Consider the following 25,555-nt stretch of genomic DNA (forward strand, 5'->3'; position numbering starts at 1 on the left):
GCGCCTCCGCCGTGCCGCCCAGGATGAGGATCCGCCTCACGTCCTGGCCCGCTTCGCGCTGTAGAGGTGGCTGTCGGGGAACTCCGACGCCGACAGCACCCGCCCGACGACGATCACCGCCGTGCGGCGGATCCCGGCCTCGTGCACCTGCCCGGCGATGTCCGCCAGCGTCCCGCGCAGGATCACCTCGTCCGCCCTGCTCGCCCGCGCCACCACCGCCACCGGGCAGTCCGGCCCGTACGAGGGCAGCAGCTCCGCCACCACGGCGTCGATCCGCTGCACGGCCAGATGGAGCACCATCGTCGCCCCGCTCGCCCCGAGCGTGGACAGGTCCTCGCCGTCGGGCATCGGCGTCGCCCTGGCCGACGTGCGGGTCAGGATGATCGTCTGGCCGACGCCGGGGACGGTGAGCTCCCTGCCCAGCGCGGCGGCCGCCGCGGCGAAGGCCGGCACCCCCGGCACCACGTCGTACGGCACGTCGAGCGCGTCCAGGCGGCGCATCTGCTCGGCCACGGCGCTGAACACCGACGGATCGCCGGAGTGCAGCCGCGCCACGTCGAGTCCGGCCCGGTGCGCGGCGACCAGCTCCGCGACGATCTCGTCGAGCGTCAGGTCCGCCGTGTTCACCAGCCGCGCGCCGACCGGGCACGAGTCGAGCAGCTCGCGCGGCACCAGCGAGCCCGCGTACAGGCACACCGGCGACGTCTGGAGCCGCCGCAGGCCGCGCAGCGTGATCAGGTCGGCGGCCCCCGGGCCTGCCCCGATGAAGTAGACGGTCACGGCTCATCCTTCCTGATGACCGACCACACGGTCACCGGCATCGCGGCCCGCCATCCGGTGAACCCGCCGACGGGTGAGGCCCGTTGCACCGACAGCCTGACCAGGTCGCCGCCGAGCCGGCCGCTCGGCCCCCGGCAGCGCGGGGAGCAGCGGCGACGGCCAGGCCACCCGCTCAGCCGCGGAGGCGGGGACGAGATCGAGCTGCCTGGGGGCGCCCATGAGCACCTCCACCGCCTCCACCGCGCGCCGCGAGTCGGCGGGCAGTCCGTCCCGGCCGTCCGCGCCGACGCCGACGACGGTGATCACACGTTGCCCAGCACGCGGGTGACCTCGATCTCCAGGACGACCCTGGACGGGTTCGGGCGAGGCGGCTTGTAACGGGCGGCGTAGCGGCGTTCGGCGTCGGCCACCCGCTCCGGCTCGGCCCGCACCACGGCCCGGCCCTCCAGCGTGGACCAGCGGCGGCCGTCCACCTGACACAGCGCCACCAGCGCGCCGGCCTCGCCGATGAGCCGGGCCTTGTACGAGGACCCCGAGGTGATCACCCGGGCGGTGGCGGTCTCCAGATCCAGGGTCGCGCCCACCGGCACCACGTGCGGGGGCCCGCCGGGACGCGCGGTGGCGAGCGTGCACAGATGCCGCTCCTGCCAGAACGCGGCGAAGCCGTCCCCCTGCTCGACCAGATTCACGACCCTCCTCAGGCGATGGCGACCAACATCGTATATCGACGCTTCTGGCATGGTCCGGTCGCGTTCATCCGCTCACCAGTGCCTACACCCCTACGGGTGAAGCGGCTACGCCGCCTGGCCGCGGAGGGCCCCACCGCCGACGACACGGTCGTCATGCTGGACGCCCACTGCTCCTTCACCGGCCTCGACGACTTCACCGTCTATTGGGGCGCCTACCTGGGCACGCCCGACGAGATCCTCGTGTCCGGGCCGGTGACTTAAGTGGGCGAACGCATCCGCGGGCTCCGCGCGGAGGCCCGGGCCCGCAAGGGCTGGATCATGGACACGTACCTCCTGCGCCGCACTCCGCCCCAAGACTGAGGACGCGCGTCTCGGTACGGAGTCCTCTCGCCGCGGGTGAAAGGTTCACGGCAGGCGATCCCGCGGCCTGCGGCATCCTCGCCGAGCACCACGCCGGACGGGTTCCGGGGTGTCGGCGGTGTGCCCCCAGGGAACGATGTGCGGGTGCATGTCGGCCGGCCCTTCCTGCGTGCGTCGCGTGCCACGGTGTTCGCCGTGGTCTGCGTGCTGGTGTCGGCCGTCGTGCACGTGCTGGCCGGGGGCGCGGCCGTACGGCCCGGGTTCCTGGCCGCGGCGGTGGGGCTGACCTGGGGCGGAGCCTACGCCATCGGTGCCCGCCAGCACGGCCGGGGCGCGCTGCTCGCCGCGTGCTTCGCCGCCCAGTACTGCGTGCACCACCTGTTCAGCGCCGGCGCCGAGGCGTCCGCCGTCCCCCTCGCCCACGCCCACGGCGGCACCGGGGTGGGTATGGTCCTGGTCCATGTGGCGGTGGCTCTGCTGTCGTCGTGGTGGCTGGAACGCGGCGAGACCGCCCTGGCCATGATCGCGCACCTGGCCGTCACGTCGCTGAGCGTGCTCTGGGCCGGCCTGCTGCTCGCCGTCTCGCCGGTCACCGCACGCCTGCCGCGCCGCCCTCTGGCGCATCACGAGCATGCCCGGCTGCGGCTCCTGCTCGCCTCCAGCCTGCGCCGCCGCGGGCCTCCCTTGTTGGCTGCCGCTCTCTGATCGGGCCGTAGCCCGCTTCACGGTCGTGGCCGGCCGCTGCCGCCACCCCCGTCTCCCTGCCGCGCCGACGCGCGGACGAACACCTCATCTCGCGGCGGCACGCACCTGTCGTGGCGCGCGCCCGTAACGGAGACTCTCGTGACCTCTACTGACACCCGCCCCACCGCCGGCCCCGACCCGTCCCCCCGCCGGGCGTCGGCCTGGACCGCGCTCAAGCCGCTGATCCTTCGCCTGCACTTCTACGCCGGGATCCTCATCGCTCCCTTCCTGCTCGTCGCCGCCTCCACCGGCCTGCTGTACGCCGCCTCCTTCCAGATCGAGCAGGTCGCGCACCGCCACGAGCTGACCGTTCCCGTCGGCGAGCAGCGTCTGCCGCTGAGCCAGCAGGTCGCCGCCGCGCAGGCCGCGCGACCTGACGGGAAGGTCACCGCGGTGCGCACCCCGGAAGCGGCGGACGCGAGCACCCGCGTCCTGATGGACGTGCCCGGCCTGCCGGAAAGCACTCAGCTGGCCGTCTTCGTCGATCCGTACACGGGTCAGGTGCGCGGCACCCTGGACAGCTACGGCGGCTCGGGCGCGCTCCCGGTCCGCGCCTGGATCTCCAACCTTCACCGTCACCTGCACCTGGGCGAGCCGGGGCGGCTCTACAGCGAGCTGGCGGCCAGTTGGCTGTGGGTCGTCGCCCTGGGCGGCCTGACGCTCTGGGTCACCAGGCGCCGCGGCACCCGCCGCCTGCGCGGCCTGCTCGCGCCCGACCGGTCGTTGCCGGGAGCGCGCCGGCGCCTGTCCTGGCACGGCTCCGTCGGCCTGTGGGCGGTGCTGGGTCTGCTCTTCCTGTCGGCGACCGGCCTGACCTGGTCCACGTACGCCGGGGAGAACGTCGGCGAGGTGCGTACCGCGCTCGGCTGGACCACGCCAGCGGTCACCACGTCCTCCGGTGACCACGCCGCCCATGCCGGTGAGGGAGTCCACCAGCACGGCGGCACGGCCGTGAGCGTCGATCAGGTCGCCCGGGCCGGGGCGGGTAAAGGCCTGTCGGGCCCGCTGGAGATCGTGTGGCCCGCCGAGCCGGGCGCACCCTACGTGATCAAGGAGATCGACAAGACGGTTCCGCAGCGCCTCGACCAGGTCGCCGTCGACGCCGGCTCCGGTCAGGTCACCGCCGTGCTGCGCTTCAGCGACTACAACCTCGCCGCCAAGCTCACGCAGTGGGGCATCGACGGGCACATGGGCCTGCTGTTCGGCCTGGCCAACCAGATCGTGCTGATGCTGCTCGCCGCCGGGGCGATCACGCTCATCGTGCTCGGGTACCGGATGTGGTGGCAGCGTCGTCCCACGCGCGGTTTCGGCGAGCCGTACCCGCGCGGCGGCTGGCACCGGCTGGGCTGGGCGGTCCTCGTACCGCTGATCCTCCTCGTCACGGCTGTGGGCTGGTTCCTGCCCCTGATGGGCCTGTCCCTGCTCGCCTTCCTGGCCGTCGATGTCCTGCTGGGCCTGCGTGCCCGCGCGACCCAGCAGGAAGGCGCCTAGGGTGCTGGGGTCTTCGCGAGGCTTCCGGGCAGGAGGTTCTCCAGCGGGACGTACGGGTCGGTCAGGCCGAAGCCTGCCGGGCCGAAGCAGGCCAGCGCGTCAGGCGTACGCATGATCGGCGGCGTGGAGATGGCGAACACGGTCAGCCGCTGGCCGTAGGCGAGCGACTCGGTGGGGACGGGCGCGCCGGTCTCGGTGGCCAGGGTGCAGATCAAGTCGGGGACGATGGCGAGGACGCGACCGTCCCGGCGGGCGACGAGGTGCTCGTTCTGGAAGGTGATCTCCAGGACGTCGCCGGGATCGTCCGCGGCCTGCAGGCGGGCCCTGCCGCGGGCGAAGCCGTCGACGGTGCGGCGCTCGACGTCCACGACCTTGCCGCGGAACAGCACGACGCCCAGGCTGTAGATGGTGCCGGCGAGCATGGCGGTGAGCGCGTCGAAGGGGTCGGCGTGCGCGGCGCGGGCCTCGCGCAGCGTGCGGCCGATGTCGCGGCACAGCGACAGCGTGCCGTGCACGGAGGTACGGCGGACCTCGGCGGTGTCCATGGGGTAGTCGCTGATGTAGGAGGCGCCGCCCATCTGGATGGTCAGCGCCCTGGCCAGCTGTTCCATGCGCTTGTTGTCGCCGGCGGTGATGACGCAGACATCGCCGTGGTCGGAGGCGATGGCCATGGGCGAGCCGGACACGCCCAGCACGCCGAAGGTCTGCATCTGCAGTTCGGGGAAGGCGCGGCCCATGCCGTCGGCGTCGACGACGGGCAGGTCGAGCTGGGCGCCGAGCATCAGCGGGATCATGCTGTTGAGCCCGCCGCACTCGGTCGGCATGACGGCGTGCGCCCGGCGGCCGAGGTGCTCTTCCAGAGCGCGGAAGGCGGCCACGTTGCCGCCGCCGGAGGGCAGCTTCTCCACGAACACGGTCGGCGCCCCCATCATCGACGACGGCAGCACCAGCGCGTCGTCGGGCAGCTCGTCGGCGCCGATGACGCGTACTCGGCGGCCGGCGGCCATCTCCCGCTCCACCAGGAGCCGGCCGATGTACGGGTCGCCGCCGCCTCCTGTGCCCAGCACCGCGGCGCCTTCGGCCAGGTCGTGCAGCCCTTGCGGGGTCAGGTCGTAGCCCACTGCGGATCCTCCTCGGGAGTACGGGCGCGGCCGAGGTCCAGGTCGCCGACGGCGCGCACGATGACACGGACGGCGTTGCCCGGCAGGTAGTTCACATGGATCTCGTCGACGTGGACGATCTCGACGCTGGAGGGCACCGCCCCGGCCGAGACGGCCAGGCCGGTCGCCTCGGCGCGGGCCTGGTCCAGCACGTCGTCGCGGGTGAGCTGGGAGCCGATGAGGAACAGCCGGTCGACCTCGCCGCCGATCTGTCCGATGGCGGCGCCGATGGCGTTCGCGACGCCGTGGTGGCCGGGGATGCGCACCTCGGGCACGCCGGGGAGCTCGGCGGGCATGAGGACGGCGCCGCCGCCGACGATGACGACCGGCAGCGGCTCGGCGCTCAGCCGCATCTGATCCACCAGTCCGGCCACCCGGTCCGCCATCCAGGCGGCGCCGCGCCGGACGAGGTCACGGTCCAGGCCGCGCACCAGCGAGCGATCGCCGACCTCGGCCAGCCCGGCGGCGACGGCGAGATCCGTGGCGGTCAGGGTACGGCCGCCGAAGACCAGCGCCTGCTCGGTCAGCTGGTAGCCGACCGAGTCGGGGCCGATCCGCAGCTCCGGCCGCCGGGTGACGCGGCTGCCGCCGCCCAGGCCGACGGAGACCACGTCCGGCATGCGGAAGTTGGTGCGCACCCCGGCGATGTCGACGTCGGTGCCGGCCTGGCGGGGGTAGCCGCCGGTCAGCACGCCGACGTCGGTGGTGGTGCCGCCGATGTCGACCACCGCGGCGTCGGCCAGCCCGGCCAGGAACGCGGCGCCGCGCATGCTGTTGGTGGGGCCGCTGGCGAACGTCCTGACCGGGTAGCGGCGGGTGTACTCGGCGTCCATGAGCGTGCCGTCGTTCTGCGACAGGAACAGCGGCGCGCACACGCCGACGGCGGCCAGGGCGGCGGCGAACGCGTCGACGATCTCGTCGGCCAGGTCGAGCAGGCAGGCGTTGACGACGGTGGCGTTCTCCCGTTCCAGCATGCGGATGCGGCCGATCTGGTGGGAGAGGCTGACGCGCAGGTGCGGCAGCTCGGCGCGCAGGATGTCCGCGGCGGCCAGCTCGGCCTCGGCGGTGACCGGGGAGAACACGGAGCTGATCGCCACGGTGGTGATGTCGTGGGCGGCCAGGTCGGCGGCGACCCGCTTGAGCTCGTCGGGATCGAGCGGGGAGATGGGCCGGCCGTCGAACTCGTGGCCGCCGTGACACAGACGCACCACCGGGCGGACGGCGTCGACCAGCTCGGCCGGCCAGGCGGAGGTGGGCGGCAGCGCGGCGGTGGCGGGCAGCGCGAGCCGGACCACGCCGGTACGGGCCAGCCGGCGGCGGGTGACGAGGGCGTTGGTGAAGTGGGTGGTGCCGATCATGACGGCGGAGATCCGGCCGCGATCGAGACGGCTGCCTTCCAGCAGCGTGGACAGCGCCGTGACGACGCCGCCGGTGACGTCGGCCGTGGTGGCCGTCTTGATGCCGGCCACGACGGTCATGTCCTGGTCCAGGAGGACGGCGTCGGTGTGGGTGCCGCCCACGTCGATCCCTATGCGCACAGCCGCGTGCTCCTTCCCGGGAATCCGGGTCATGACGTCGACGGCCGGGCCGCGCCGGTCAGGCCGAGCCGGCCGGCGACCGCGTACAGGACGAAGGCCGCCAGCAGGGCGTTGAGCGCCGGGATGCCCGCGGTGACGAAGTGGCCGATCAGCGCGGCGGCCACCCAGGCGACCAGCGCGGCCGGGATCCACCCGGGCGCGTGGGCGGGCAGCTCTCCGCGCTCGCGCGAGCTGTCGAGGTCGGCGCGCCAGGTGCGCACCACGAAGTACTCGGCGACCATGATGCCGGCGATGGGCGGGATGGCCACCCCCAGCAGGACCAGGAAGTCCACCAGGTGGTCGGCCATGCCGAGGGCGGCCAGCGCGGTGCCGACGATCCCCAGCACCACGGTGACGGCGGCGCGCCCGGCCTTCACCCCGAACGCGGTGTGCAGGGTGTTGGTGACGCCCAGGCTGGCGGCGTACAGGTTCCAGTCGTTGACCTTGGCGGTGGCGGTGATCAGCACGAGCACGCCGACGGTGCCGGAGGTGGTGGTGACGATGGTGACCACGTCGCCGGTGCGCAGCGCGTGCGCGAGCAGGACGCCGACCAGGGCGAGCACGTACTCGCCGAGCGAGATGCCGAGGACGGTCTGCTTGACGACGTCGGCGGCGTTGCGGTTGAAGCGGCACATGTCGGGCGAGATGACGGCGCCGACGATGAACCCGCCGGCGACCAGGGTGGCGCCCTGGGCGAGGCTCATCGCCGGCCCCGCGGGCTGGGAGGCGATCAGCTCGCCGAGCGGCCGTTCGGCGAGCTCCACGCCGATGGCCCAGCCCGCCAGCGCCAGGAAGGCCGGGACGGTGATCCACGCGGTCCAGGCCATCCCGGCGAAGCCGTGCACGACGATCGCGGTGATCGCCAGGCCGCCGGCGATCGCCCAGATCCACGCCGGTGAGCCGCCGAGCAGGGAGGAGACGCCCTGGGCGAGCACGGCGGTCTGCACGCCGAACCAGCCGAGCAGGCTGACCGCGATCACCAGGCCGACCAGGCCGGAGCCGTAGCGGCCGAACCCGGCCCAGCGGGCCAGCAGGCTGGTGGACAGGCCCTCGCGCATGCCGGCGATGCCCAGCGCGATCGCGACGACCTCGAGGATGACGGCGCCGAGGGTGACGGCCAGGACGGCCTGCCAGAAGGTCATGCCCATGCCGAGGGTGGCGCCGAGCAGGAACTGCGACAGCGCCGACAGCAGACCGAACCGTTGCACGGCGATGGTGGTCCAGCCGTAGCGGGCGGAGGCGGGGACGCGTTCGAGTGCGTAGTCGTCACGGGCCAGGCCGGTGTCGGCGGGTAAGCCGACGGATGCGGGGGGTTGCGCCATCGTGTGTCCTTCGCAGCAGTGATCTACACCGACAACGCGACGTTAGATAAAGGAGGCGCACACGAGAAGAGGCACGGTATGTGCAGCTTTCAACGGGCCGCTCGGCTGCCGCGGCGGAAGCTGTACGCCCGCGCCCAGCACGGTGACACGCCGGGGGTGCTCATGCTGCTCGACGCCGGGATCGCCCCCCGGTTCCGTGACGGCCGAGCCGCATTTTGGTGACGCCCCCCGACGGCAGGTGCAGCGGGTCGGCGAAGAAGCCGATCAACCCTACGGCCAGCAACGCCGTCATCGCCGTGATCGCGGTGATTCGGCGCCTGTGGCGGGTTCGTCGGGAGAGCCCGGAATCCCATCGGCTTGACCTTGACGCGACGTCAACATCTTGACTGGCACCAGGCGAGCGAACACCCGCTGCCCGTCGAAGAAAGGCGCCGAAGGCGATGACCCTCCCGTACGACCGCCCCGACCCCTTCACACCCCCTCCCGAGTACGCGGCCATGCGCGAGACCACCCCCATCGCCCAGGTGAAGACACCCAGCGGCGGCCCCGCCTGGCTCGTCACCTCCTACGACGCCGTCGCCGCCGTCCTGGCGGACCGGAGGTTCGGGCTCGCCCCTCCCGGGACCGCGCATCCCGGGAACGACACGCTCTTCCAGGACGGCGAGGCGCACGGGCGGCTGAGGCGGCTGGTGTCGAAGGCGTTCGGGCCGCGCGGGATCGAGGCGCTGCGTGATCGGATCGAGCGGCTCGCGGACGACCACGTGGCCGCGATCGCCCGGGGCGGGCCGCCCGCCGAACTCGTCGCGGACGTGGCCGGGCCCGTGTCCATCGCGGCGATCAGCGAGCTGCTCGGGGTGGAGATCGCCGACCGCGAGCACTTCCAGGCCGTCGCCGGGGCCGCCGGCGGCGTCGACTTCGTCTTCGGCGGCGAGGAGGAGATGGCCCAGGGCGCGCAGGCGTGGGAGAGCCTGTCGGCGTACGCCGCGACCCTGGTCGAGGCGCGGCGCGAGGACCTCGGCGGTGACCTGCTCAGCTTGCTGATCAACGTACGGGACGCCGAGGACGGCAGGCTCAGCGACAGCGAGCTCGTCGCCATGACCGCCACCATCGTCTCCGCCGGATACCTGTCGGCCCGCAACGCCATCTCCGCGGCCGTGCTCAGGCTGCTGCGCGAGGGACGCCTGGCCACGGCCTCCGAGCGGCTGGGCGCGACCGTCGAGGAGGTGCTGCGCCTGCAGTCCGGACAGACAGGCGAGCCCTTCCCCCGCTTCGCCCAGACCGACGTCGAGCTGGCCGGGACCCGGATCCGAGCCGGTGACCTGGTGTTGGTACGCCTCGAGGCCGCACACCGCGATCCCCGGCACTTCGCCGATCCCGACGCCTTCGTACCGGAACGGAGATCGAGCCCGTCACTGGTGTTCGGGCACGGCGTGCACTACTGCCTCGGCGCGCCGCTGGCCCGCCTCGAGGTCGCGGCCGTGATCGGAGCGCTGGCCCGGCAACTGCCCGGGTTGTGCCTGGCGGGCCCGGCCGAGAGCGTCGAGTGGGTCCGCGACGGGGTCGACGCCGGCCCGAAGGCTCTCCACGTCACCTGGTGAAGCGGTGGGTGCGCAGTGATCCGCAGCCTGAGAGGCGTACTGCAATGGTGCGCTGATCCACCGCTGAGGTGATGTCCTCGCCGCACTCCGGGCGGCGATCAGTGTCGACACCTCGTAGCCAAGTTTGGTCGCGCGTCGTACTGAGGGTACGTGCCGCTACCCGTCATAGCCGCGCCCCCGGCCGCTCCGGGCGGTCCTCGACAGGCGGCGTGCGAGAGGCGGCACGGCGGCGAACGGCGGCGCGGGACCGCGGCGGTGGAACCCAGAGCGCAGCGGCAGCCACGAGCGCGGAGAAGATCAGCAGGACGCCCGCCAGGATCTCCAGCAGCACGGTGATCGACATGAGGACTCCTCTTGGGCCTCGCCTGGAGGTGTCGCCACGAGGACGAAGGTCTTCCCGCACCCTCCGCCCCGGCAGCCGCGTCGGCCGGAGGGCCATCCCGCCGGGCCTGTCCAGGCGTGCAGACCGGGATGTCCGACGGGTACTCCCCTTTCTTCCACTATCGGCCCAGCTTGCGGCGCCGGTCAAACGCTTGACGATCATCGCGGGAGCCGCCGAAGTGGAACAGACCGGACCGGTGTGCCTAGCCTGGAAGGGCGAGGGGAGTACTTCCCAAGAGCCGGCCCGGTCAGTACGGGCGTGACTTCGTCCCCGGGCGGCCGCCCGCACGGTCGTGGGCGAAGGAGACCTCGAAAGGCCCGACCGGTCCGAGGAGGTTCCATGCCCGTCCCCATAGGGCTGATGACGGCTGCCCCTCTGGAATCGATCGGCTCGCCGCAGCTGTGGGCGACCACCGTTGGCGGCCTTGCGCTGCTGCTGGGCGCGGATTTCGTGCTGACCCGGCGCCCGCACGAGGTACGGATGCGTGAGGCGGTCGGCTGGTCGGTCTTCTACCTGACGCTGCCCCTGCTGTTCGGCGTCTACGTGTGGCGCGCGTTCGGGCTGCAGGCCTCGGTGGGGTTCTACACCGGTTACCTGGTGGAGAAGTCGTTGTCAGTGGACAACCTCTTCGTGTTCATGCTGCTGCTGTCGGCCTTCGCGGTGCCTGGTGAGCTGGCCCAGCGGGTCCTGCTGTACGGGATCATCGGGGCATTGGCGCTGCGCGCGATCTTCATCGCCCTGGGCGCGGCCGCGCTGGCCAGCGGCACCTGGGCGTTCCTGCTGTTCGGCGTGATCCTGATCATCACCGCAGCGAAGATCCTCAGAGACGCGCTGCACGGCACTCAGCAGCAGGTCGACATCTCCTCCATGCGCACCATCCATGTGCTGCGGCACTTCATGCCGGTCACCGCCGAGTACCGCGGCTCGCGCCTGATGGTCCGCCAGGGCGGCCGGTTGGCCCTGACGCCGCTGGCGCTTGCCATCGTGGCCGTCTTCGCTACCGACATCGTCTTCGCGGTCGACTCGGTGCCCGCGGTGTACGGCGTCACCGAAGACCCGTTCCTCGTCTTCGTCACCAACGCCTTCGCCCTGCTGGGCCTGCGGGCGCTGTACTTCGTGCTGCTGGGCGTGCTGGAGAAGCTGCGGCACCTCAATCACGGGCTCAGCGTCATCCTGGGGTTCATCGGCGTCAAACTCGTCCTCAACTGGGCGCACAGCGTCTGGCCCGCAGTCCCGGACATCCCCACCCTGGTCTCACTCGGCGTCATCGTCGTGGCCCTGACGACCGTCACGATCACGAGCCTGCACGCCAACCGCCGCGCTGCCCACCGTGATGTCCAACGTGTCACCGTCCCTCCGTCGGACGGATGACTCGCGTGGCGCTGGTGACGCTTGTTCTTGGGTTCGCGCCGACCTCGCAACCGGTCGCCTGGATTGGCCGTGGCGGAGGTCGTGGTCGAACGGCCGGCGTCGCAGGCCTGCGTCGGTGATGGCCTCGACGTCGACGATGCTGCGGCCGGTGCCCGGCGACCTGCGGCCATGTCGCGCATGAGTTCCAGCCGCCGCGCCGTTCCGGGTCGCCGCCCACCGCTTCGAGCCCTTGCTCCGCCAGTGCGTGGAAGCTCGCGAACTCGGCCATCTGGGCGCGGAACGCGCGGGCGGAGACGTCCTCGGCGAGCCGGTAGCGGTCGCGCCGCTCGCCGCGCACCCGGAACCGCTCCACCAGCCCTGCCTGTTCTCCCTCATGGTCCACTTGTTCGGATCAATCTCGCAACTCACAGCATGCTTGTTGCGGGTGGCGTGGATCTTTGCCAGGGTGACATCGTGCCTTGGCCTCGCTCACGGAGGCTCGGGGTTGGTGAGCCGGGAAGCCTGGTCGGCAGATGATCGACCCACCTGCGAGGAAGGGCTCCCCTTTGGCCTCCCCCACCATTTACACCTCACCCGCGGGCGAGCGGGAAGTGCGCGACTGGTGCCGTGAGCGGCTGCGCTCTTGGAAGGTGCGACACCGGCTCGACACCCTGGAGACCAGTTTGGGCACCACGGCGGTCGTCAGCGCCGGCCAGGGCCGCGGCGTGGTGTTGCTGCCGGGCACCAACTTCTGTGCCGCGACCTCGCTGGAGGTGGCCGAGGCTCTGCTCCCCGGCCACCAGGTGATCATGGTGGACCTGCCGGGCCAGCCGGGCCTGAGCACGGCACGTCGGCCTGGGCGGGGTCGCCTGGCCGGCTACGGCCGCTGGGTCGGAGAGATAGTCGACCAGTTGGACAGCGGACCCGTCGTGGTCGTGGGTCACTCGCTGGGAGCGGCGGTAGCCCTGGCGGCGCGCCCGGGGCCGCACATCAGCGGCCTGGTGCTGGTGTCCGCGGCCGGTCTGAGCCGGGCCCGCCTGACTCCCGCGCTGATCAGGGTCACGCTGCCCTGGCTGACCGTTCCGACCGTCGAGCGCAGTCAGTCGCTGCTGCGTCACATGAGCGGCCGAGCGCACGAGACGGACGGCTCGGATCACCGGCTGGCGGAGTGGATGACCCTGGTCGCCCGGCACAGTCGCACCAGCTTGGCTCCGTCGCCGCTCCCCGCACCCCTCGTGAGCCGCTGGCGGGGCACCCCGGTGGTGGTGGCCACCGGTCAGGAGGATTGTTTCTATCCGCCCGCCCGCCTTCACGGGCCTGCGCTCGCCCTGCTGGATACCAACGTGGTGAATGTGCCGGGCGTGGGTCATCTCGGTCCGCACGAGGACGCGACCCTCCTGCCCGCGCTCCTCGACACCCTGCGAAAGCGCACCTGAACCGCTCGCGGTGGGGCTTGATGCTGGTCCGATAACGGCATCACTTCTGCCGACTGTAACCGTTTGCTACGCTCAAAATTGGTGCGCCGGGAAGCCTGGTCGGCAATTGTTGTCGCCGACCGAAATCAGAGGCCCTCGATATGCGCACACGGGATTGGTTCATCCCCTTCCCCGGGATCCCTGTGGATGCTCTGCCGCCGGCGGCGGCCCATCCGAGCAGGCTCCACCCGCCCGTATCGCCATCAGGAAGCCGCGGTGTCGTCCGGTGTTCCGCCGGGCCCTCACAGGACGTTTCGCGTCCGCCGGGCGGCCGACGCGAGGATTCGGCATGAACGACAGCGCGCTCATCGTGGGCGTCGTTGAAGAGCACGGCGTGCTCGTCGTCAGGCTCGCCGGAGACTTGAGCTGGGACAACATGACCAGATGGCGATCGTGGCTGGACACGCACCTGGCAACCGACGCGAAAACGCCGGTGCTGATCGATCTGTCGGCTCTGGCCTTCCTCGACTCCTCCGGGCTTGCCGGCCTGATCACAGCCCACCAACGCCTGCAGCGAGCAGGTGTGGCCATGGCCTTCCTGCATCCCGGCGCACCGGTCACACGATGGCTGCGCATCACTGGCCTGGAAGCTCACCTGCCGATCTTCGACACCATGGACGCGGCGATACCGGCCGTCAGTTCACCGCCTCCGCCGGCTTGGCCCCGGCCTTGAGACGAGCGGTCCCACGCGAGCGCCGGCCGCAAGCGGTGTGATCTTCCGTCGGCCAGATGGACCGATGGTCAGCCTTCGATGAAGCGGCGGATCATGTAGCGGCGGACCAGGGGCAGGGAGGCCAGCCGCAGGGGCAGCAAGCTCAGCCACAGCAGCAGCGGGCTGGTGGGGGCGTAGACGCCTTTGACGCGGCGGCCGAGCTTCTGCTTGCGCTCGGCTTCGGGCCGGATGGCGGCCTCCCACGCGGCCAGCGCGGCGGGGACGTCGCCGGGGTGGGCCGCCAGTTCGGTGCCGAGGCGGTCGGCGCCGCCGACGGCCAGGGAGGAGCCGTATCCGGCGAACAGGGTGACGCACCAGGCGGCGTCGCCGAGCAGGACCACCCGGCCCTTGCTCCAGGACGGCGCGACGACCTGGCTGATGGTGTCGAAGTAGACCGACTCGGCCCGCTGAAGTCCGGCCAGGGCTTCGGGGATGACCCAGCCGAGGTCGCCGTAGACGCGCCGCAGTTCGGTGGTCACGTCCTCGCCGGGGCGGGCGTGGTCGGCGCGGTAGCCGAAGAAGGCGACGTTGCGGCCGTCGGGGATGCTGATGACCGCGGCGGTGCGGCCGCCGGAGGACAGGGTGCCGGTGGCGCCGGTGGCGATGGAGGCAGGGCGCTTGTCGAGCATGTAGACGGCGACCTTGTGCTCCAGGTCGAGCAGGAAGTCCTCTTCCGGGCCGAACAGCAGGGCGCGGGTGGCCGAGTGCAGGCCGTCGGCGCCGATCAGCAGATCGCCTTCCTCCTCGGTGCCGTCGGTCAAGGTCACGCGTACGGTGTGCTCGTCCTGGTCGACGGCGGTGAGGGTGGCGCCGAAGCGGATTTCGGCGCCACCCTCACCGCCCTCGACCTTCTCGTACAGGACGGCTTCGAGGTCGCCGCGCAGGATGGTGATCGAGCGGCGGCCGGTGGTGGCGGCGATGGTGGCACGGTCGAGGGAGAAGCGGCGGTCGCCGTTCGGCTTGTGGTAGACGAGTTCGTCGGTGATGAAGCCCTTGCCGAGCAGGCCGGGCAGGATGCCCATGCGTTCGGCGGCGTCGTAGCCGATGCCGCCGAAGGTGACGGCGTAGCCCCCGCCGCGGCGGGCGGGAGCGCGTTCGACGATGAGGGTGTCCCAGCCGATCTGGTGCAGGCGCAGGGCAGTGGCCAGGCCGGCGATGCCGGCTCCGATGATGATGGCGCGCATGAAAGGTGTGCTTCCTCAGGAGGCGAGATGGTCGAGTAGCCGCTGTTCGGCGGTGGCGTCCAGCCAGGTGCCGGGAGAAGGGGCGTCCGCGCGGGGGGTCGGATCGCCTTCGGCCCGCAGCCAGGTCCAGGTGTCGGCGAGGGTCTCGCGCAGCGGGCGGGTGGTGAGACCTTCGGCCAGGGCAGCGCTGACGTCGGCGTCGTGCATGCCGCTCGGCACGCTGCCGTCGGGCAGCCGTAGCCCGAACTCCATGCCGAGCGGCAGGCCGTGCCGCAGGAGCAGGTCCGGCTCCGCCCACACCAGCTCGGTGTCGAACCCGGTGACGTCCAGGGCCGTGGTGAGCAGGTCGCCGAGGGTGATCGCGCCTGGCGGGCCGGTCGCGGTGAAGGCGCCGCTCAGGCCGCGTTCGGCGGACTGGAGCAGCCAGGTGGCCAGGTCCCGGACGTCGATGTACTGCAGGGGCGTCCGGGCGGGGGCGGGCGCGAGGACCTTGCCGCCCTTCTCCAGGCGGCGCAGCCACCACGGGATGCGGCCGACGTCCTCGTACGGGCCGAGGATCATCCCGGCTCTGGCCAGCAGCGCCGTCTCGGGGAAGGATTCGAGGACGGCGAGTTCGCCGCCGCGCTTGGCCGCGGCGTAGTCGGCATCGTCGGTGCCGGCGGGGTCGCCGTCGACCAGGGGCGCCTGCTCGTCGGCGCCCGCGGGCCAGGGCCAGCGGTGCACGCCGCGACTGGAGACGTAACCGTAGTGCCCTGCTCTGCCGGACAGCAGGCGGGCGGCGTCGCGCACCACTCTGGGCGCCCAGGCCCAGGTGTCGATGACCGCGTCCCACTCCTGGCCGCCCAGCGCCCGCCGGACAGCCTCGGGGTCGGTGCGGTCGGCGAGCAGCGCCCGCACGCCGGGCGCGGGGTCACGGCTGAGACCGCGGTTGAGCGTGCTCACATCGTCACCGCGCTCCAGTGCCGTCTCCACGACGGCGCGGCCCACGTGGTGGGTGCCGCCGAGAACAAGCAGTTTCACGACGCTCCTGGGGTGAGGGGCAGGAAAAGGGCTGATGGGCGCAGGTGGTCGTGGAAGATCTCGTGCTCGGACGCGCGCAGGCCCGTCCCGGTCGCGAGCGGCTCGCCGGTGCCGGGGTTCCGGCCGAAGCGCGGGTGTGCGCCGCTGGAGACCTGCAGCCGGATGCGATGGCCGCGCTTGAACCGGTGGGCCATCGGCCACAGGGTGACCTCGACCGTACGGATGTCGCCCGGCTCGCGCAGGCGCACGATCCCGTCGCACACGTTCATCGACCGGCCGCGCTCGTCCACGTCACACAGGCGGGCGAAGTAGTCGACGTTCGGGTTGGCCGAGCGCGCGTGCAACCGCACGCGGACCGGGCCGATCGCCTCGACGTGGTCGGGCAGGGGCGCGGTCGTGAAGGTCAGCACGTCGGCTCTGGCCTCGACGGCGCGGTTGTCCTGCGTCCCGACCGACATGCCCGCCTGCGTGCCGCCGACGGTCGGGGTCGGGTCGGCGGGGTCGTAGCGGTAGCGGCTGGGTGCGACCTGACCTTCGTGCGGGGTACGGCTGAGCCCGCCGGCTGGATGCAGGAACCAGGGGGTCGGCTCGTGCGGGGGCGGCCACGCGGCCATGTCCCGCCAGTGGTCCGCCCCGGTGACGAACAGGCGTACACCGGTGGGCGCCTGCCGTCCGAGCAGCACGGCGTCCAGCGAGGCCAGCGCGTCGGCCAGCCCCTGGCGCGTGTAGAGCCCGCGGCCGTGCCCCCATGGGCCGACCAGGAGCCGCACCTGGCGCCCGGCGGCCACCAGGGCGGCGTAGTCCGCAAGCATCCCCGGCAGGAAGCAGTCGTGCCAGCCGCCCTGCAAGTGCACCACCGGCGGCATGCGCGGGGTGTTGGCGCGGTGGTCGGTGCTCGCCCAGTAGTCCTGGCTCGCCTCGTGCCGGACCCAGTCCCGGAACCATGGCGCGGGGTGACCGGTCAGGGCCTGGTCGGCCTCCTGCAACGGGAGGGCGAGCGTGGCCCTCGACAGCCGCCGGGCGGCGCCCACCATGCCGGCCATCTGGCGGGCGATGCCGCCGGTGAACATCCGCTCCACCAGCTGCACCCAGCCCAGCGCGTTCCCGGTCGCGAAGGCCCCGCCGGGGTACATGAAGCCTTCGGCCAGCGACGACGGCGCGTCCTGGATGAGCGCGATCTTCCACTCCGGGATGTCGCGGGCGGCCAGTTCCCACTGCGTGAAGCCGAGGTAGCTGGCGCCCCAGGTGGCCAGTTGGCCGCCGAACCACGGCTGGGCGCGCAGCCAGCTCAGCGTGCCGTCGCCGTCGGCCGGATCGATGACGAAGCCGTCGAAGCGGCCGCCGGATCCGGCCGTGCCGCGCAGGCTCTGGAACAGCACCTGGTAACCGCGCTCGGCCAGCAGCGCAGGAAGCCGGTCCAGGACGTTGCCGCGGCCGTACGGGCCGCGCAGCAGCACCAAGGGAGCCTGGCGCTGACCGGCCGGATAGTAGTGCGTGGCGAGCAGCCGCACACCGTCGGCGGCCGGGATCTCCACGTTCCGCCGCACCCGCACCCGGTGACGCAGGGCGGGCCGCACGCCGTACACACGACTGAGCAGGGTCATAGCCGGTCAACTCCCTATCGACGTTGAACTGGATGTCACATCGCCGACCAGGCTTCCCGGCACACCATCGAACCTCCCGCGGAGGCCGATGCCAACACTATACCGACTTTTCAGAAATTTCTGAAGACATGGTGTGTTCGATATCCTGCTTCCGCAAGGAGGCACACGTGAACGACAGGCATGAGCAGTGGCAGGCGGCCGAACGGCTGGCCCTGACCCTGATCGAAGGCGGGATGCAACGCATGTCCGCGCGCACCCTCGCGGTCTTCCTGTTCACCGACCAGGAAAGCGTCACCGCCGGCGAGATCGCCGACCGGCTGGAGGCCAGCGCGGGCTCGGTCTCCGGCGCGATCAAATCCCTGCTGACGGTCGGCCTGATCGAACGCCTGCCCGCGCCGGGCAGCCGCCGCGAGCACTACCGGCTCCGCGACGACGCCTGGGCGACCCTGTTCACCAGCCAGAACACCGTCATTCAGGCCATGCTCCAGGCCGCGGCCGCCGGGATCGCCGCCACCGAAAGCGGCAATCCCGCCCATCAGCGCCTGACCCAGATGCGCGACTTCTACGCGTTCCTGCTCGGCGAGCTCCCCGCCCTGCTGCACCGCTGGCACCAGCAGGGCGCCTGACCCAAGCCCGCCGGCCGGCGCGAGCGCCCGGCCTCGGCCTGCCGCCAGGAACGCCTCGCCACGATCCGCGACAACCGCGCGATGTCTTCGGCGGCACCACGGCGACGACCTATGGCTCGGGGTGTATCGACGCGCGCCGCAGCCAGCGTCCGAGGCCGTCCGAGCCGGGACGGCCGCGCCAGGCCAGGTGGGCGTCCGGGCGCACCAGCCACACCTCGTCATCGCGCCAGCCGTCCGGCGTGAGAGTGACGACGCGGTCACCCAGCGCGGCGCTCACCTGCGGCTCGCAGAGCCGCGCGCCCGGGCCGGTGGCCAGCAGGGCCCAGCGTCCGCCCAGCTCGGCGTGCAGCCGCGTGCCGGCGCACGCGAGATCGGCGACCCGGTCACCCGGCCGCGGCCGGCGTCCCAGCCGCGATCCGCGACCGGCCAGCGGGCCGCGACGGTAGGTCACCCCGAGCTGGGAGGCGGCCATGGTTCCCCGGCGCTGCACCGCCGGCCGGTTGAACAGAGGCACCAGCACCCACCTGATCAGCAGACGCAGCAGCGGGCTGTCGCCGATCTGCAACCGGGCGGTCGCGCTGGTGGAGCGGAGCACCTCGGCGGCGAGCGGGCGGCGCTCGGCCTGGTAGGTGTCCAGCAGCCGGTGGCTGGCGCGGCCGTGGACGACCAGCGCGAGCTTCCAGGCGAGGTTCTCGGCGTCGCCCATCCCGGTGACCATGCCCTGGCCGCCCATCGGGCTGTGGATGTGGGCCGCGTCACCGGCCAGCAGGACGCGCCCTTGCCGGTAGCCGGTCGCCAGCCGCCGGTGGACGCGGAACATCGAGGCCCAGACGAGGTCCTTGAGCTGTTCACCCGCGAGCCCCGCGCGCTCGCCCACGACGCGCCGGAACGCCTCCAGGATCTCGGCCTCGTCCAGCTTCTCGTCGGTGGCGCCCGGCAGGTAGGCCATCAGCCGCCACAGGTCGTCGCCCGTGCCGCCGGGCGAGGGCATCGGCATGACGAACAGCGGCCCGTCGGGATGAGCCCAGCCGTGCCCGCCCTCGCGGCCGAGGCCGAAGCCGGCGTGACCGTCGGCCAGCAGCCACTGGTCGGTCAGGGGCGCGCCGGGAAATCCGATGCCGGCCAGCTTGCGTACCGTGCTGTGCACGCCGTCGCAGCCGGCCAGCCAGCTCGCGCGTACGGTCCGCCCGCCGCCGAGCACGGCCGTCACGCCGTCCCCGTCCTGGCGTGCGTCGACCAGTCCGGTCCCCCATTCCACGCCGCCGCCCAGCTCGGCGAACCTGCGGCGGAGCGCGGCCTCGATCTCGGTCTGGGGCAGCACCAGCGCGGGCCGGGGAGTGCCGAGGATCGGGTCGCCGAAGCGGATCCGCATCACCGGCCGGCCCCCGATGTAGGTGGTGAGCACCAACCCCTGGGCCGAGCGTTCGGGCAGATCACCGAGCGCGCCCAGCCGGTCGAGCACCTCGACGCCCCTGGCGTGCAGGAGGTTGGCCCGCGACGTGGTCGCCGGCCCCGCCGCCTGGTCCACCACGCGCACCCGCACGCCGTGCAGCAGCAGGCCGCAGGCCAGCGCCAGCCCGGCCGGCCCGGCGCCGACGACCAGGACATCCGTGGATTCGTTCATGACATCTCCCTTAGAACGGAACGATTCCGTTCCGGCCCTTCCACGGTACGGCCCGCCTACAATGGAACGCAACCGTTCCGTCTCATGGGAGAATGTCGCGCATGTCCGACTCCAGCCGCAGGCCCGCCGGCGCGGCCGTCCTGCGCCAAGAGGTCACCGGCGCGATCATCGAGGCCGCCCTGGCCGAGCTGACCGACCACGGATACGCCCGCATGTCCATGGACGCCGTCGCCCGCCGGGCCGGCGTCGGCAAGGCGGCCATCTACCGGCGCTGGTCTTCCAAGGAGCCCCTGGTGCTGGACCTTCTCACCGAACTCGCCGACCAGGCCGTGCCCCTTCCCGACACGGGCACCCTGCACGAGGACGTCGCCGGCTTCGTCCGCCACACCTCGGCGCTGCGCGCCGACGACCGCGCCATGCGGATCCTCACCGACCTGACCGCCGAGGCGACCCGCAACCCGCGACTGGCGACGGCCATGCACACCACGGCCGAGCTGCCCCGCCGCGCCGCCGCCACAGAGCTGCTGCAGCGCGCCGTCGACCGCGGCGAGCTGCCCGCCGACCTCGATCTCGACCTGGCCACCGACTGCCTGATCGGCCTGGCCTACCTGCGCCCGCGGACGCCGTGGCAGCCCTCGGAGCCGCTGGATCCCGGTGTCCTGGCGCGGCTGGTGGAGGTCATCCTGGCCGCGCTGACCGCCTGCCGCGGCTGAGCCGGCCACGGGTCGATCGGGCCGGCGCTACGGCATCATGGCCGCGCTCGTACAGACCGGTCGAAGAAGCTCCGCGCACGACGGCGGTCGACGAGGCAACGCATGCGCGATCGCCGAACGCGGCGGAGAGCCTGCTGCGATCATCGCACCTCTCGCCGGCGCCTTGAGCCGACGATGGCCTCCGCGGTGCCTACCAAGGCCACCGCGGCGATCACAGCCACGACGAAACCGAGCACATTGAGCTCGAAGATGTCGCCGGTGCCGAGCAGGCTGGCCACGGTGCCGCCGATCAACGAGCCCACCAGGCCCAGCAGCAGGGTCGCCAGCAGGCCGAGGTTCTGCTTGCCCGGCTTGATGAGCCGCGCGAGAGCGCCGATGATGAGCCCTGCGACAATAAAGCCGATCATGAAGGTCCTTCCTGCACCGCTTGTCGGGGAGCGGCGATGTGGGGATTCCGTTGGTCGGTATGCCCCTGGCGTCCGGAACCGAACCCGATCGCCGCCATAGAGGCCAGGTACACAGCGACACGACGAACGCGGGCCGAGCCTTCCTCAGCGTTCGACGTGATTCCGCTGTTCTCAAGGTGAAGTCTGGAGCGGTGAACGTGATGACCACGAAACGGGAGAGGAAATCCGGGACGGTCCGCTACCTGCGCCGGGAAACGTGGTGAGGCGCGGCGGACCGGTCGCGGCTCTGCTGGGCCGGTTCCAGCACCCGGCACAGGTGATCACGACTGGTTTCGCGGCCGCGGTGCTCGTCGGCACCGTACTGTTGTCCTCTCCCCTGGCCAGCGCCTCGGCGGAACCCACCGACTGGATCACTGCGCTGTTCACCGCGACCTCGGCGGTGTGCGTGACCGGCCTGGTGATCGTCGACACGGGCGGACATTGGTCGGCGTTCGGCGAGGCGGTGATCGCCCTGCTGATCCAGGTGGGCGGTCTGGGCATCATGACCCTGGCCACCGTGTTCACCCTGTTGATCTCCGGGCGGCTGGGGCTGCGCGCCCGGCTGTTCGCCCAGGCCGAGACCAAGTCACTCACCGCCGGCGATCTGCGGCGCATCGTGCGGAACGTGGTGCTGTTCAGCCTGTTCAGTGAGGCGGTCGTCGCCGTCATCCTCACCCTGCGGTTTCTTCTCGGGTACGGCGAGCCGTTCGGCCGGGCGCTCTACCTGGGCGTCTTCCACGCCGTGTCGGCCTTCAACAACGCCGGATTCGCGCTGTGGCCGGACAGTCTGACCCGCTTCGCCACCGATCCGTGGATCTGCCTGACCATCGCCGCCGCGGTCGTCGTGGGCGGGCTCGGCTTCCCGGTGCTGTTCGAGCTGCGCCGCTCGTGGCGGCACCCCGGCCGGTGGTCGCTTCTGACCCGCATCACCGTCGGCATGACCGTCATCCTGCTCCTGATCGGCACCCTGGTCTTCCTGGCCGCCGAGTGGAGCAACCCCAGGACGCTGGGGGCGTTGAGCGATGACGACAAGGTGCTGGCCGGCTTCTTCACCGCCGTGATGCCTCGTACCGCCGGCTTCAACAGTCTCGACATCGCTTCCATGACCCCCTCCAGCTTGCTGGTCACCGACGTGCTGATGTTCATCGGCGGAGGCACCGCCGGCACGGCCGGCGGCATCAAGGTCACCACCTTCGGCGTGCTGGCGTTCGTCGTCTGGGCCGAGATGCGCGGCGAGCCGCGGGTCACCATCGGCCACCGGCAGCTGACGTCGGCGACGCAACGCCAGGCGATCACCATCGCCGCGATGAGCATGGGCCTGGTCGCCGTGTCCACCTACGTGCTGCTCGTGCTCACCCCGCACACCCTGGATCAGGTGCTGTTCGAGGTCGTCTCCGCGTTCGGCACGGTCGGGCTGTCCACCGGCATCACCGCTGCCGTCACACCCGCCGGGCACCTGCTGCTGACCGTGCTCATGTTCGTCGGCCGCATCGGCCCGGTGACGCTCGGCTCCGCGCTGGCGCTGAAGGAACGCACACGCCGCTACGAACTGCCGGAGGAAAGGATGATCATCGGCTGACCAGATCGGCCCGCCGGCTTCAGGACATGTTCAGCCTATGATCGACCGCCCGAGGATCTGACCGCTCGCGCGCGGATCCGCGACGCGGCTCTGGCGGAGTTCGCCGAGCGCGGTTTCAAGGGGGCGACGCTGAAGGCCGTCGCCGATGCCGCCGGTGTCTCGGTCGGCCTGGTGCAGCATCATTTCGGCTCCAAAGAAGGGCTGCGGGAGGCCTGCGACGCGCACGTCCGTGCCGCCATGATGGGCGCCGCGGGCCAGGTCCAGGACGGCGTCGAGGTCACCCCCGACGTCATCCAGGGCATGTACGAGGCCAACGAGCTCAGCGTCCGCTACCTCGCCCGGGCCCTGGCCGAGGGCTGGGGCGTGGCGGCGGTGTTGTTCGACGAAGGCGCCGACGCCGCCGAGCGGTTCCTCATGGAGAACTGGCCGGACGACTTCCCCCCGCACGAGTCCAAGGTGCGCGAACGCGCCGCCGTGATGGCGGCGATGCACCTCAGCACGATCGTGCTCCACGCGCACCTGTCCCGTCGGATGGGCGTCGACACGCTGAGCAGGACGAATCTGCCCCGGCTCGGCATCGCCATGGCCGACGTCTACGCGCACCTGGGGCAGTGGATCACCTCGGGACCCGGAGACCAGGTCCGCCAGGCCGTCACCGATCACCACATGAAGGAGCACCCCCGTGACTGACGTGATCGAGATCCACGGGCTGACCAAGGAGTTCGGCCGGGTCCGCGCGCTGGACGGCCTGGACATGACCGTGCGGGAAGGAGAGGTGCACGGCTTCCTCGGCCCCAACGGCGCCGGCAAGACCACGACCCTGCGCATCCTCCTCGGCCTGCTGCGCAAGGACGGCGGCCAGGTCCGGCTGCTCGGCGGCGACCCCTGGGCCGACGCCGTCGAGCTGCACCGGCGGCTCGCCTACGTCCCCGGCGACGTCACCCTCTGGCCGAGCCTGTCCGGCGGCGAGGTGATCGACCTGCTCGGCCGGCTGCGCGGCCGCGCCGACGCCAAGCGGCGCGACGAGCTGATCGAACGTTTCGCCCTGGATCCCCGTAAGAAGGCCCGGACCTACTCCAAGGGCAACCGGCAGAAGGTCGCGCTGATCGCCGCGCTCGCCTCCGAGGTGGAGCTGCTCCTGCTGGACGAGCCGACCTCCGGCCTCGATCCGCTGATGGAGGCGATCTTCCGCGAGGTCGTCGCGGAAGAACGGCGCAAGGGCCGCACGGTCCTGCTCTCCAGCCACATCCTCGCCGAGGTCGAGGCGCTCTGCGACCGGGTGAGCATCATCCGCGACGGCCGCATCGTGGAGGCCGGCACCCTCGCGCAGCTGCGCCATCTCACACGCGTCTCCGTCACGGCCGAACTCGCCAGGGTCCCGGCCGGCGGGCTCCCCCATGTCCACGACCTGAGCACGGACGGCGGCCGGGTGCGTTTCCAGGCCGACACCGACCACATCGGCGACGTGCTGGCCCACCTGGCGCAGTACGGCGTGCGCGACATCACCGCCCAGCCGCCCACTCTCGAAGAGCTGTTCATGAGGCACTACCGATGAACACGACAGCGCTGATCCGGCTGATCCTGCGTCGCGACCGCGTCTGGCAGCCGCTGTGGATCCTGTCCGTCGCCCTCTTCGTCGCCACCACGGTGACCACCATCCGGCAACTGCTCCCCACCCGGGACGCGGTCCTGCACTACGTCGAGGAGATCGCGCGGAACCCCGTGATCCTCCTGCTGCAGGGACCCGCGTACGGCGACAGCGTGGGCGCCGCCGCCGCCCAGCAGCGGGCCGCCGCCACCACCATCTTCGCCGCCCTGGCCAGCATCGTCCTCCTGGTCAAGCACACCCGCTCCGACGAGGAGCAAGGGCGGCGGGAGCTCGTCGGCTCGGCCGCCGTGGGACGGCGCGCCCCGCTGACCGCCGCCCTCACCGTCGTGCTGGGCGCGAACCTGGTGCTCGCCGCACTGATCGCGGTGGTCGGCGTGAGCGCCGGGCTCCCTCCGGCCGGCTCCCTCGCCTGGGGCCTGACCGCCGCGTCGGGTGGCTGGGTCGGGGCCGCGCTGGCCGCGGTGACCGTGCAGCTCACCCAGAGCGCCCGCGTGGCCGGAGCCGCGGCCTTCACCGTGTTCTTCGCGGCTTACCTCCTCCGGGGCGTCAGCGACCTGGGCGGCCCCGGGATGGAATGGCTGGGCTGGCTCGTACCGAACGGCTGGTTCCTGCGGGCGCGCGCCTTCGGCGGCGAGCAGTGGTGGGTGTTCGCGCTGGTCGCGGCGTTCGTCGCGGCCATGGCGTGGGCGGCCTACGCGCTGTCGGCCCGCCGCGACCTCGGCGCCGGCCTCCTGCCGCCCCGCCTCGGCCCCGCCCGCGCGCCGGCCGGCCTGCGCGGACCGCTCGGGCTGGCCTGGCGGACGCACCGGGGGGCGGCACTGGTGTGGATCGTGGGCGCCGCCTTCATCGGCGCGGGGCTCGGGCTCGGCGGGCAGACCGCCGTCGAGACGTTCGGTCAGAGCGGAGCGCTGGACTACTGGGCCGGGCGCACGGGAGAGGACGATCCCGCGCGGATCTTCTTCAAGCTCGTCGTGTACGAGCTGGCGGTGTTCTCCGTCTCCCTGTACGCGATCATGACGGTGCTGCGCCTGCGCGGCGACGAGGCCACCGAGCTTTTCCTGTCCGGCCCGGTGAGCCGGACCCGGTGGGCGGCTGCCCATCTCCTGTTCGCGGTGACGGTCCCCGTCGCCATGCTGGTGATCGCCGGCCTCGGGCTGGGCCTCGGCAGCGGCGACTTCGCCGGCGGGTTGGCCCTCACCACGGTCATCCTGCCCGGCATCTGGGTGATGGCCGGGATCGCCGTGGCGGCGTTCGGGCTGTTCCGGCGGGCCGGAGCGGTCGTGGGGTGGACCGCCCTGGTCCTGACCATCGCCCTCGAAGTCGCCTGGGAGGTCGGCCTGGTGAACGACTCGCTCTTCATGATCTCCCCGTTCGCCCACGTCCATTACTCCACGCTGGCCAGCCCCGGACCGGGCACGCTGGCCGGGCTCACCGTCGTGGCGGCAGGCTTGGCCGCGGTGGGTCTGTACGGGCTCCGCCGCCGCGATCTGACCCTGTGAACCTGCTGTGA

Annotated in this window: 26 protein-coding genes; 13 read left to right on the plus strand and 13 right to left on the minus strand. The window is 72.0% G+C overall.

From position 1 onward, the window contains the following. Window positions 1-36: 36 nt before the first annotated feature. From cobM to ABD999_RS05770, 3 genes are read right to left on the minus strand one after another with little or no spacing between them, the layout of a single operon-like run. Window positions 37-780, minus strand: a complete 744-nt coding sequence (gene cobM, locus ABD999_RS05760; RefSeq protein ID WP_148032201.1) for a precorrin-4 C(11)-methyltransferase — start codon at window positions 778-780, stop codon at window positions 37-39. A gap of 3 nt (window positions 781-783) precedes the next feature. Next, a complete protein-coding gene (locus ABD999_RS05765) occupies window positions 784-1,086 on the minus strand; it encodes a hypothetical protein (RefSeq protein WP_271278570.1) in 303 nt (100 codons plus the stop codon). Further along, entirely contained in the window at window positions 1,083-1,469 is a 387-nt protein-coding gene (locus tag ABD999_RS05770; RefSeq protein ID WP_271278569.1) for a pyridoxamine 5'-phosphate oxidase family protein, read from the minus strand. Before ABD999_RS05770 ends, ABD999_RS05765 begins: the two co-directional genes overlap by 4 nt. Before the next feature lie 96 nt (window positions 1,470-1,565). Between ABD999_RS05770 and ABD999_RS05775 the strand changes: the two genes are divergently transcribed. From ABD999_RS05775 to ABD999_RS05785, 3 genes are all read left to right on the plus strand, one after another. Then, window positions 1,566-1,730: an SAM-dependent methyltransferase gene (locus ABD999_RS05775; RefSeq protein WP_271278568.1), complete on the plus strand. Its 165-nt coding sequence runs from the start codon at window positions 1,566-1,568 to the stop codon at window positions 1,728-1,730. 243 nt (window positions 1,731-1,973) lie between these two features. Then, the gene (locus ABD999_RS05780; protein ID WP_271278567.1) at window positions 1,974-2,534 is read left to right on the plus strand and encodes a hypothetical protein; all 561 of its coding nucleotides are present in this window, start codon (window positions 1,974-1,976) and stop codon (window positions 2,532-2,534) included. Window positions 2,535-2,672: 138 nt separating this feature from the next. Further along, entirely contained in the window at window positions 2,673-4,064 is a 1,392-nt protein-coding gene (locus tag ABD999_RS05785) for a PepSY-associated TM helix domain-containing protein (RefSeq protein WP_271278566.1), read from the plus strand. Here ABD999_RS05785 and ABD999_RS05790 read toward each other — a convergent pair. From ABD999_RS05790 to ABD999_RS05800, 3 genes are read right to left on the minus strand one after another with little or no spacing between them, the layout of a single operon-like run. Next, window positions 4,061-5,185, minus strand: a complete 1,125-nt coding sequence (locus tag ABD999_RS05790) for an S-methyl thiohydantoin desulfurase family protein (RefSeq protein WP_271278565.1) — start codon at window positions 5,183-5,185, stop codon at window positions 4,061-4,063. The genes ABD999_RS05785 and ABD999_RS05790 overlap by 4 nt on opposite strands. Continuing rightward, on the minus strand, window positions 5,170-6,762 hold the full coding sequence (locus ABD999_RS05795; protein ID WP_271278564.1) for a hydantoinase/oxoprolinase family protein: 1,593 nt from the start codon (window positions 6,760-6,762) through the stop codon (window positions 5,170-5,172). Before ABD999_RS05795 ends, ABD999_RS05790 begins: the two co-directional genes overlap by 16 nt. A gap of 29 nt (window positions 6,763-6,791) precedes the next feature. After that, window positions 6,792-8,123 (minus strand): purine-cytosine permease family protein, encoded by a 1,332-nt coding sequence (locus ABD999_RS05800; RefSeq protein ID WP_271278563.1) that lies wholly within the window; start codon window positions 8,121-8,123, stop codon window positions 6,792-6,794. A gap of 440 nt (window positions 8,124-8,563) precedes the next feature. Here ABD999_RS05800 and ABD999_RS05805 point away from each other — a divergent pair, with 440 nt between their 5' ends. Then, a complete protein-coding gene (locus ABD999_RS05805) occupies window positions 8,564-9,721 on the plus strand; it encodes a cytochrome P450 (protein WP_271278562.1) in 1,158 nt (385 codons plus the stop codon). 163 nt (window positions 9,722-9,884) lie between these two features. On the opposite strand, the gene ABD999_RS05810 is transcribed toward ABD999_RS05805, so the two are convergent. Continuing rightward, entirely contained in the window at window positions 9,885-10,064 is a 180-nt protein-coding gene (locus ABD999_RS05810) for a hypothetical protein (RefSeq protein ID WP_271278561.1), read from the minus strand. 378 nt (window positions 10,065-10,442) lie between these two features. On the opposite strand from ABD999_RS05810, the gene ABD999_RS05815 reads away from it, so the two are divergent. From ABD999_RS05815 to ABD999_RS05825, 3 genes are all read left to right on the plus strand, one after another. Then, the gene (locus ABD999_RS05815) at window positions 10,443-11,474 is read left to right on the plus strand and encodes a TerC/Alx family metal homeostasis membrane protein (RefSeq protein ID WP_271278560.1); all 1,032 of its coding nucleotides are present in this window, start codon (window positions 10,443-10,445) and stop codon (window positions 11,472-11,474) included. Between the two features lie 629 nt (window positions 11,475-12,103). Next, a complete protein-coding gene (locus ABD999_RS05820; protein ID WP_345482600.1) occupies window positions 12,104-12,889 on the plus strand; it encodes an alpha/beta fold hydrolase in 786 nt (261 codons plus the stop codon). A gap of 328 nt (window positions 12,890-13,217) precedes the next feature. Next, entirely contained in the window at window positions 13,218-13,601 is a 384-nt protein-coding gene (locus ABD999_RS05825; RefSeq protein ID WP_271278558.1) for an STAS domain-containing protein, read from the plus strand. 68 nt (window positions 13,602-13,669) lie between these two features. Here ABD999_RS05825 and ABD999_RS05830 read toward each other — a convergent pair whose 3' ends face one another. The 3 genes from ABD999_RS05830 to ABD999_RS05840 are packed head-to-tail and all read right to left on the minus strand — an operon-like array spanning window position 13,670 to window position 17,448. After that, the gene (locus ABD999_RS05830) at window positions 13,670-14,824 is read right to left on the minus strand and encodes an FAD-dependent monooxygenase (protein ID WP_219548798.1); all 1,155 of its coding nucleotides are present in this window, start codon (window positions 14,822-14,824) and stop codon (window positions 13,670-13,672) included. A gap of 15 nt (window positions 14,825-14,839) precedes the next feature. Then, complete coding sequence (locus ABD999_RS05835) at window positions 14,840-15,844, minus strand: Rossmann-fold NAD(P)-binding domain-containing protein (protein ID WP_271278557.1); 1,005 nt, start codon at window positions 15,842-15,844, stop codon at window positions 14,840-14,842. Continuing rightward, window positions 15,841-17,448 carry a CocE/NonD family hydrolase gene (locus ABD999_RS05840; RefSeq protein WP_271278556.1) on the minus strand — a complete coding sequence of 536 codons (1,608 nt, stop codon included), beginning with the start codon at window positions 17,446-17,448 and terminating at the stop codon, window positions 15,841-15,843. The genes ABD999_RS05835 and ABD999_RS05840 overlap by 4 nt, the downstream gene beginning before the upstream one ends. A 167-nt stretch (window positions 17,449-17,615) precedes the next feature. On the opposite strand from ABD999_RS05840, the gene ABD999_RS05845 reads away from it, so the two are divergent. Next, window positions 17,616-18,074: a GbsR/MarR family transcriptional regulator gene (locus tag ABD999_RS05845; RefSeq protein ID WP_271278555.1), complete on the plus strand. Its 459-nt coding sequence runs from the start codon at window positions 17,616-17,618 to the stop codon at window positions 18,072-18,074. Between the two features lie 109 nt (window positions 18,075-18,183). On the opposite strand, the gene ABD999_RS05850 is transcribed toward ABD999_RS05845, so the two are convergent. After that, window positions 18,184-19,698 (minus strand): FAD-dependent monooxygenase, encoded by a 1,515-nt coding sequence (locus tag ABD999_RS05850; protein WP_345482601.1) that lies wholly within the window; start codon window positions 19,696-19,698, stop codon window positions 18,184-18,186. A gap of 101 nt (window positions 19,699-19,799) precedes the next feature. On the opposite strand from ABD999_RS05850, the gene ABD999_RS05855 reads away from it, so the two are divergent. Next, the gene (locus ABD999_RS05855) at window positions 19,800-20,411 is read left to right on the plus strand and encodes a TetR/AcrR family transcriptional regulator (protein WP_271280385.1); all 612 of its coding nucleotides are present in this window, start codon (window positions 19,800-19,802) and stop codon (window positions 20,409-20,411) included. Between the two features lie 140 nt (window positions 20,412-20,551). On the opposite strand, the gene ABD999_RS05860 is transcribed toward ABD999_RS05855, so the two are convergent. Next, window positions 20,552-20,818 carry a GlsB/YeaQ/YmgE family stress response membrane protein gene (locus ABD999_RS05860; RefSeq protein ID WP_148032218.1) on the minus strand — a complete coding sequence of 89 codons (267 nt, stop codon included), beginning with the start codon at window positions 20,816-20,818 and terminating at the stop codon, window positions 20,552-20,554. A gap of 259 nt (window positions 20,819-21,077) precedes the next feature. Here ABD999_RS05860 and ABD999_RS05865 point away from each other — a divergent pair, with 259 nt between their 5' ends. Then, the gene (locus tag ABD999_RS05865) at window positions 21,078-22,436 is read left to right on the plus strand and encodes a TrkH family potassium uptake protein (protein ID WP_378525099.1); all 1,359 of its coding nucleotides are present in this window, start codon (window positions 21,078-21,080) and stop codon (window positions 22,434-22,436) included. A 30-nt stretch (window positions 22,437-22,466) separates the two neighbouring features. On the opposite strand, the gene ABD999_RS05870 is transcribed toward ABD999_RS05865, so the two are convergent. Then, window positions 22,467-22,619 carry a hypothetical protein gene (locus ABD999_RS05870; protein ID WP_271280383.1) on the minus strand — a complete coding sequence of 51 codons (153 nt, stop codon included), beginning with the start codon at window positions 22,617-22,619 and terminating at the stop codon, window positions 22,467-22,469. Here ABD999_RS05870 and ABD999_RS05875 point away from each other — a divergent pair. The 3 genes from ABD999_RS05875 to ABD999_RS05885 are packed head-to-tail and all read left to right on the plus strand — an operon-like array spanning window position 22,566 to window position 25,544. Continuing rightward, on the plus strand, window positions 22,566-23,126 hold the full coding sequence (locus ABD999_RS05875) for a TetR/AcrR family transcriptional regulator (RefSeq protein ID WP_378525122.1): 561 nt from the start codon (window positions 22,566-22,568) through the stop codon (window positions 23,124-23,126). The two genes, ABD999_RS05870 and ABD999_RS05875, sit on opposite strands and share 54 nt — an antisense overlap. After that, a complete protein-coding gene (locus ABD999_RS05880; RefSeq protein ID WP_271280381.1) occupies window positions 23,119-23,991 on the plus strand; it encodes an ABC transporter ATP-binding protein in 873 nt (290 codons plus the stop codon). The genes ABD999_RS05875 and ABD999_RS05880 overlap by 8 nt, the downstream gene beginning before the upstream one ends. Next, window positions 23,988-25,544, plus strand: coding sequence for an ABC transporter permease (locus ABD999_RS05885; RefSeq protein ID WP_345482603.1), 1,557 nt, complete (start codon window positions 23,988-23,990; stop codon window positions 25,542-25,544). Before ABD999_RS05880 ends, ABD999_RS05885 begins: the two co-directional genes overlap by 4 nt. The last annotated feature ends 11 nt before the right edge of the window (window positions 25,545-25,555 follow it).

This window comes from Nonomuraea ferruginea (genome assembly GCF_039540635.1).
Classification (GTDB): domain Bacteria; phylum Actinomycetota; class Actinomycetes; order Streptosporangiales; family Streptosporangiaceae; genus Nonomuraea; species Nonomuraea ferruginea.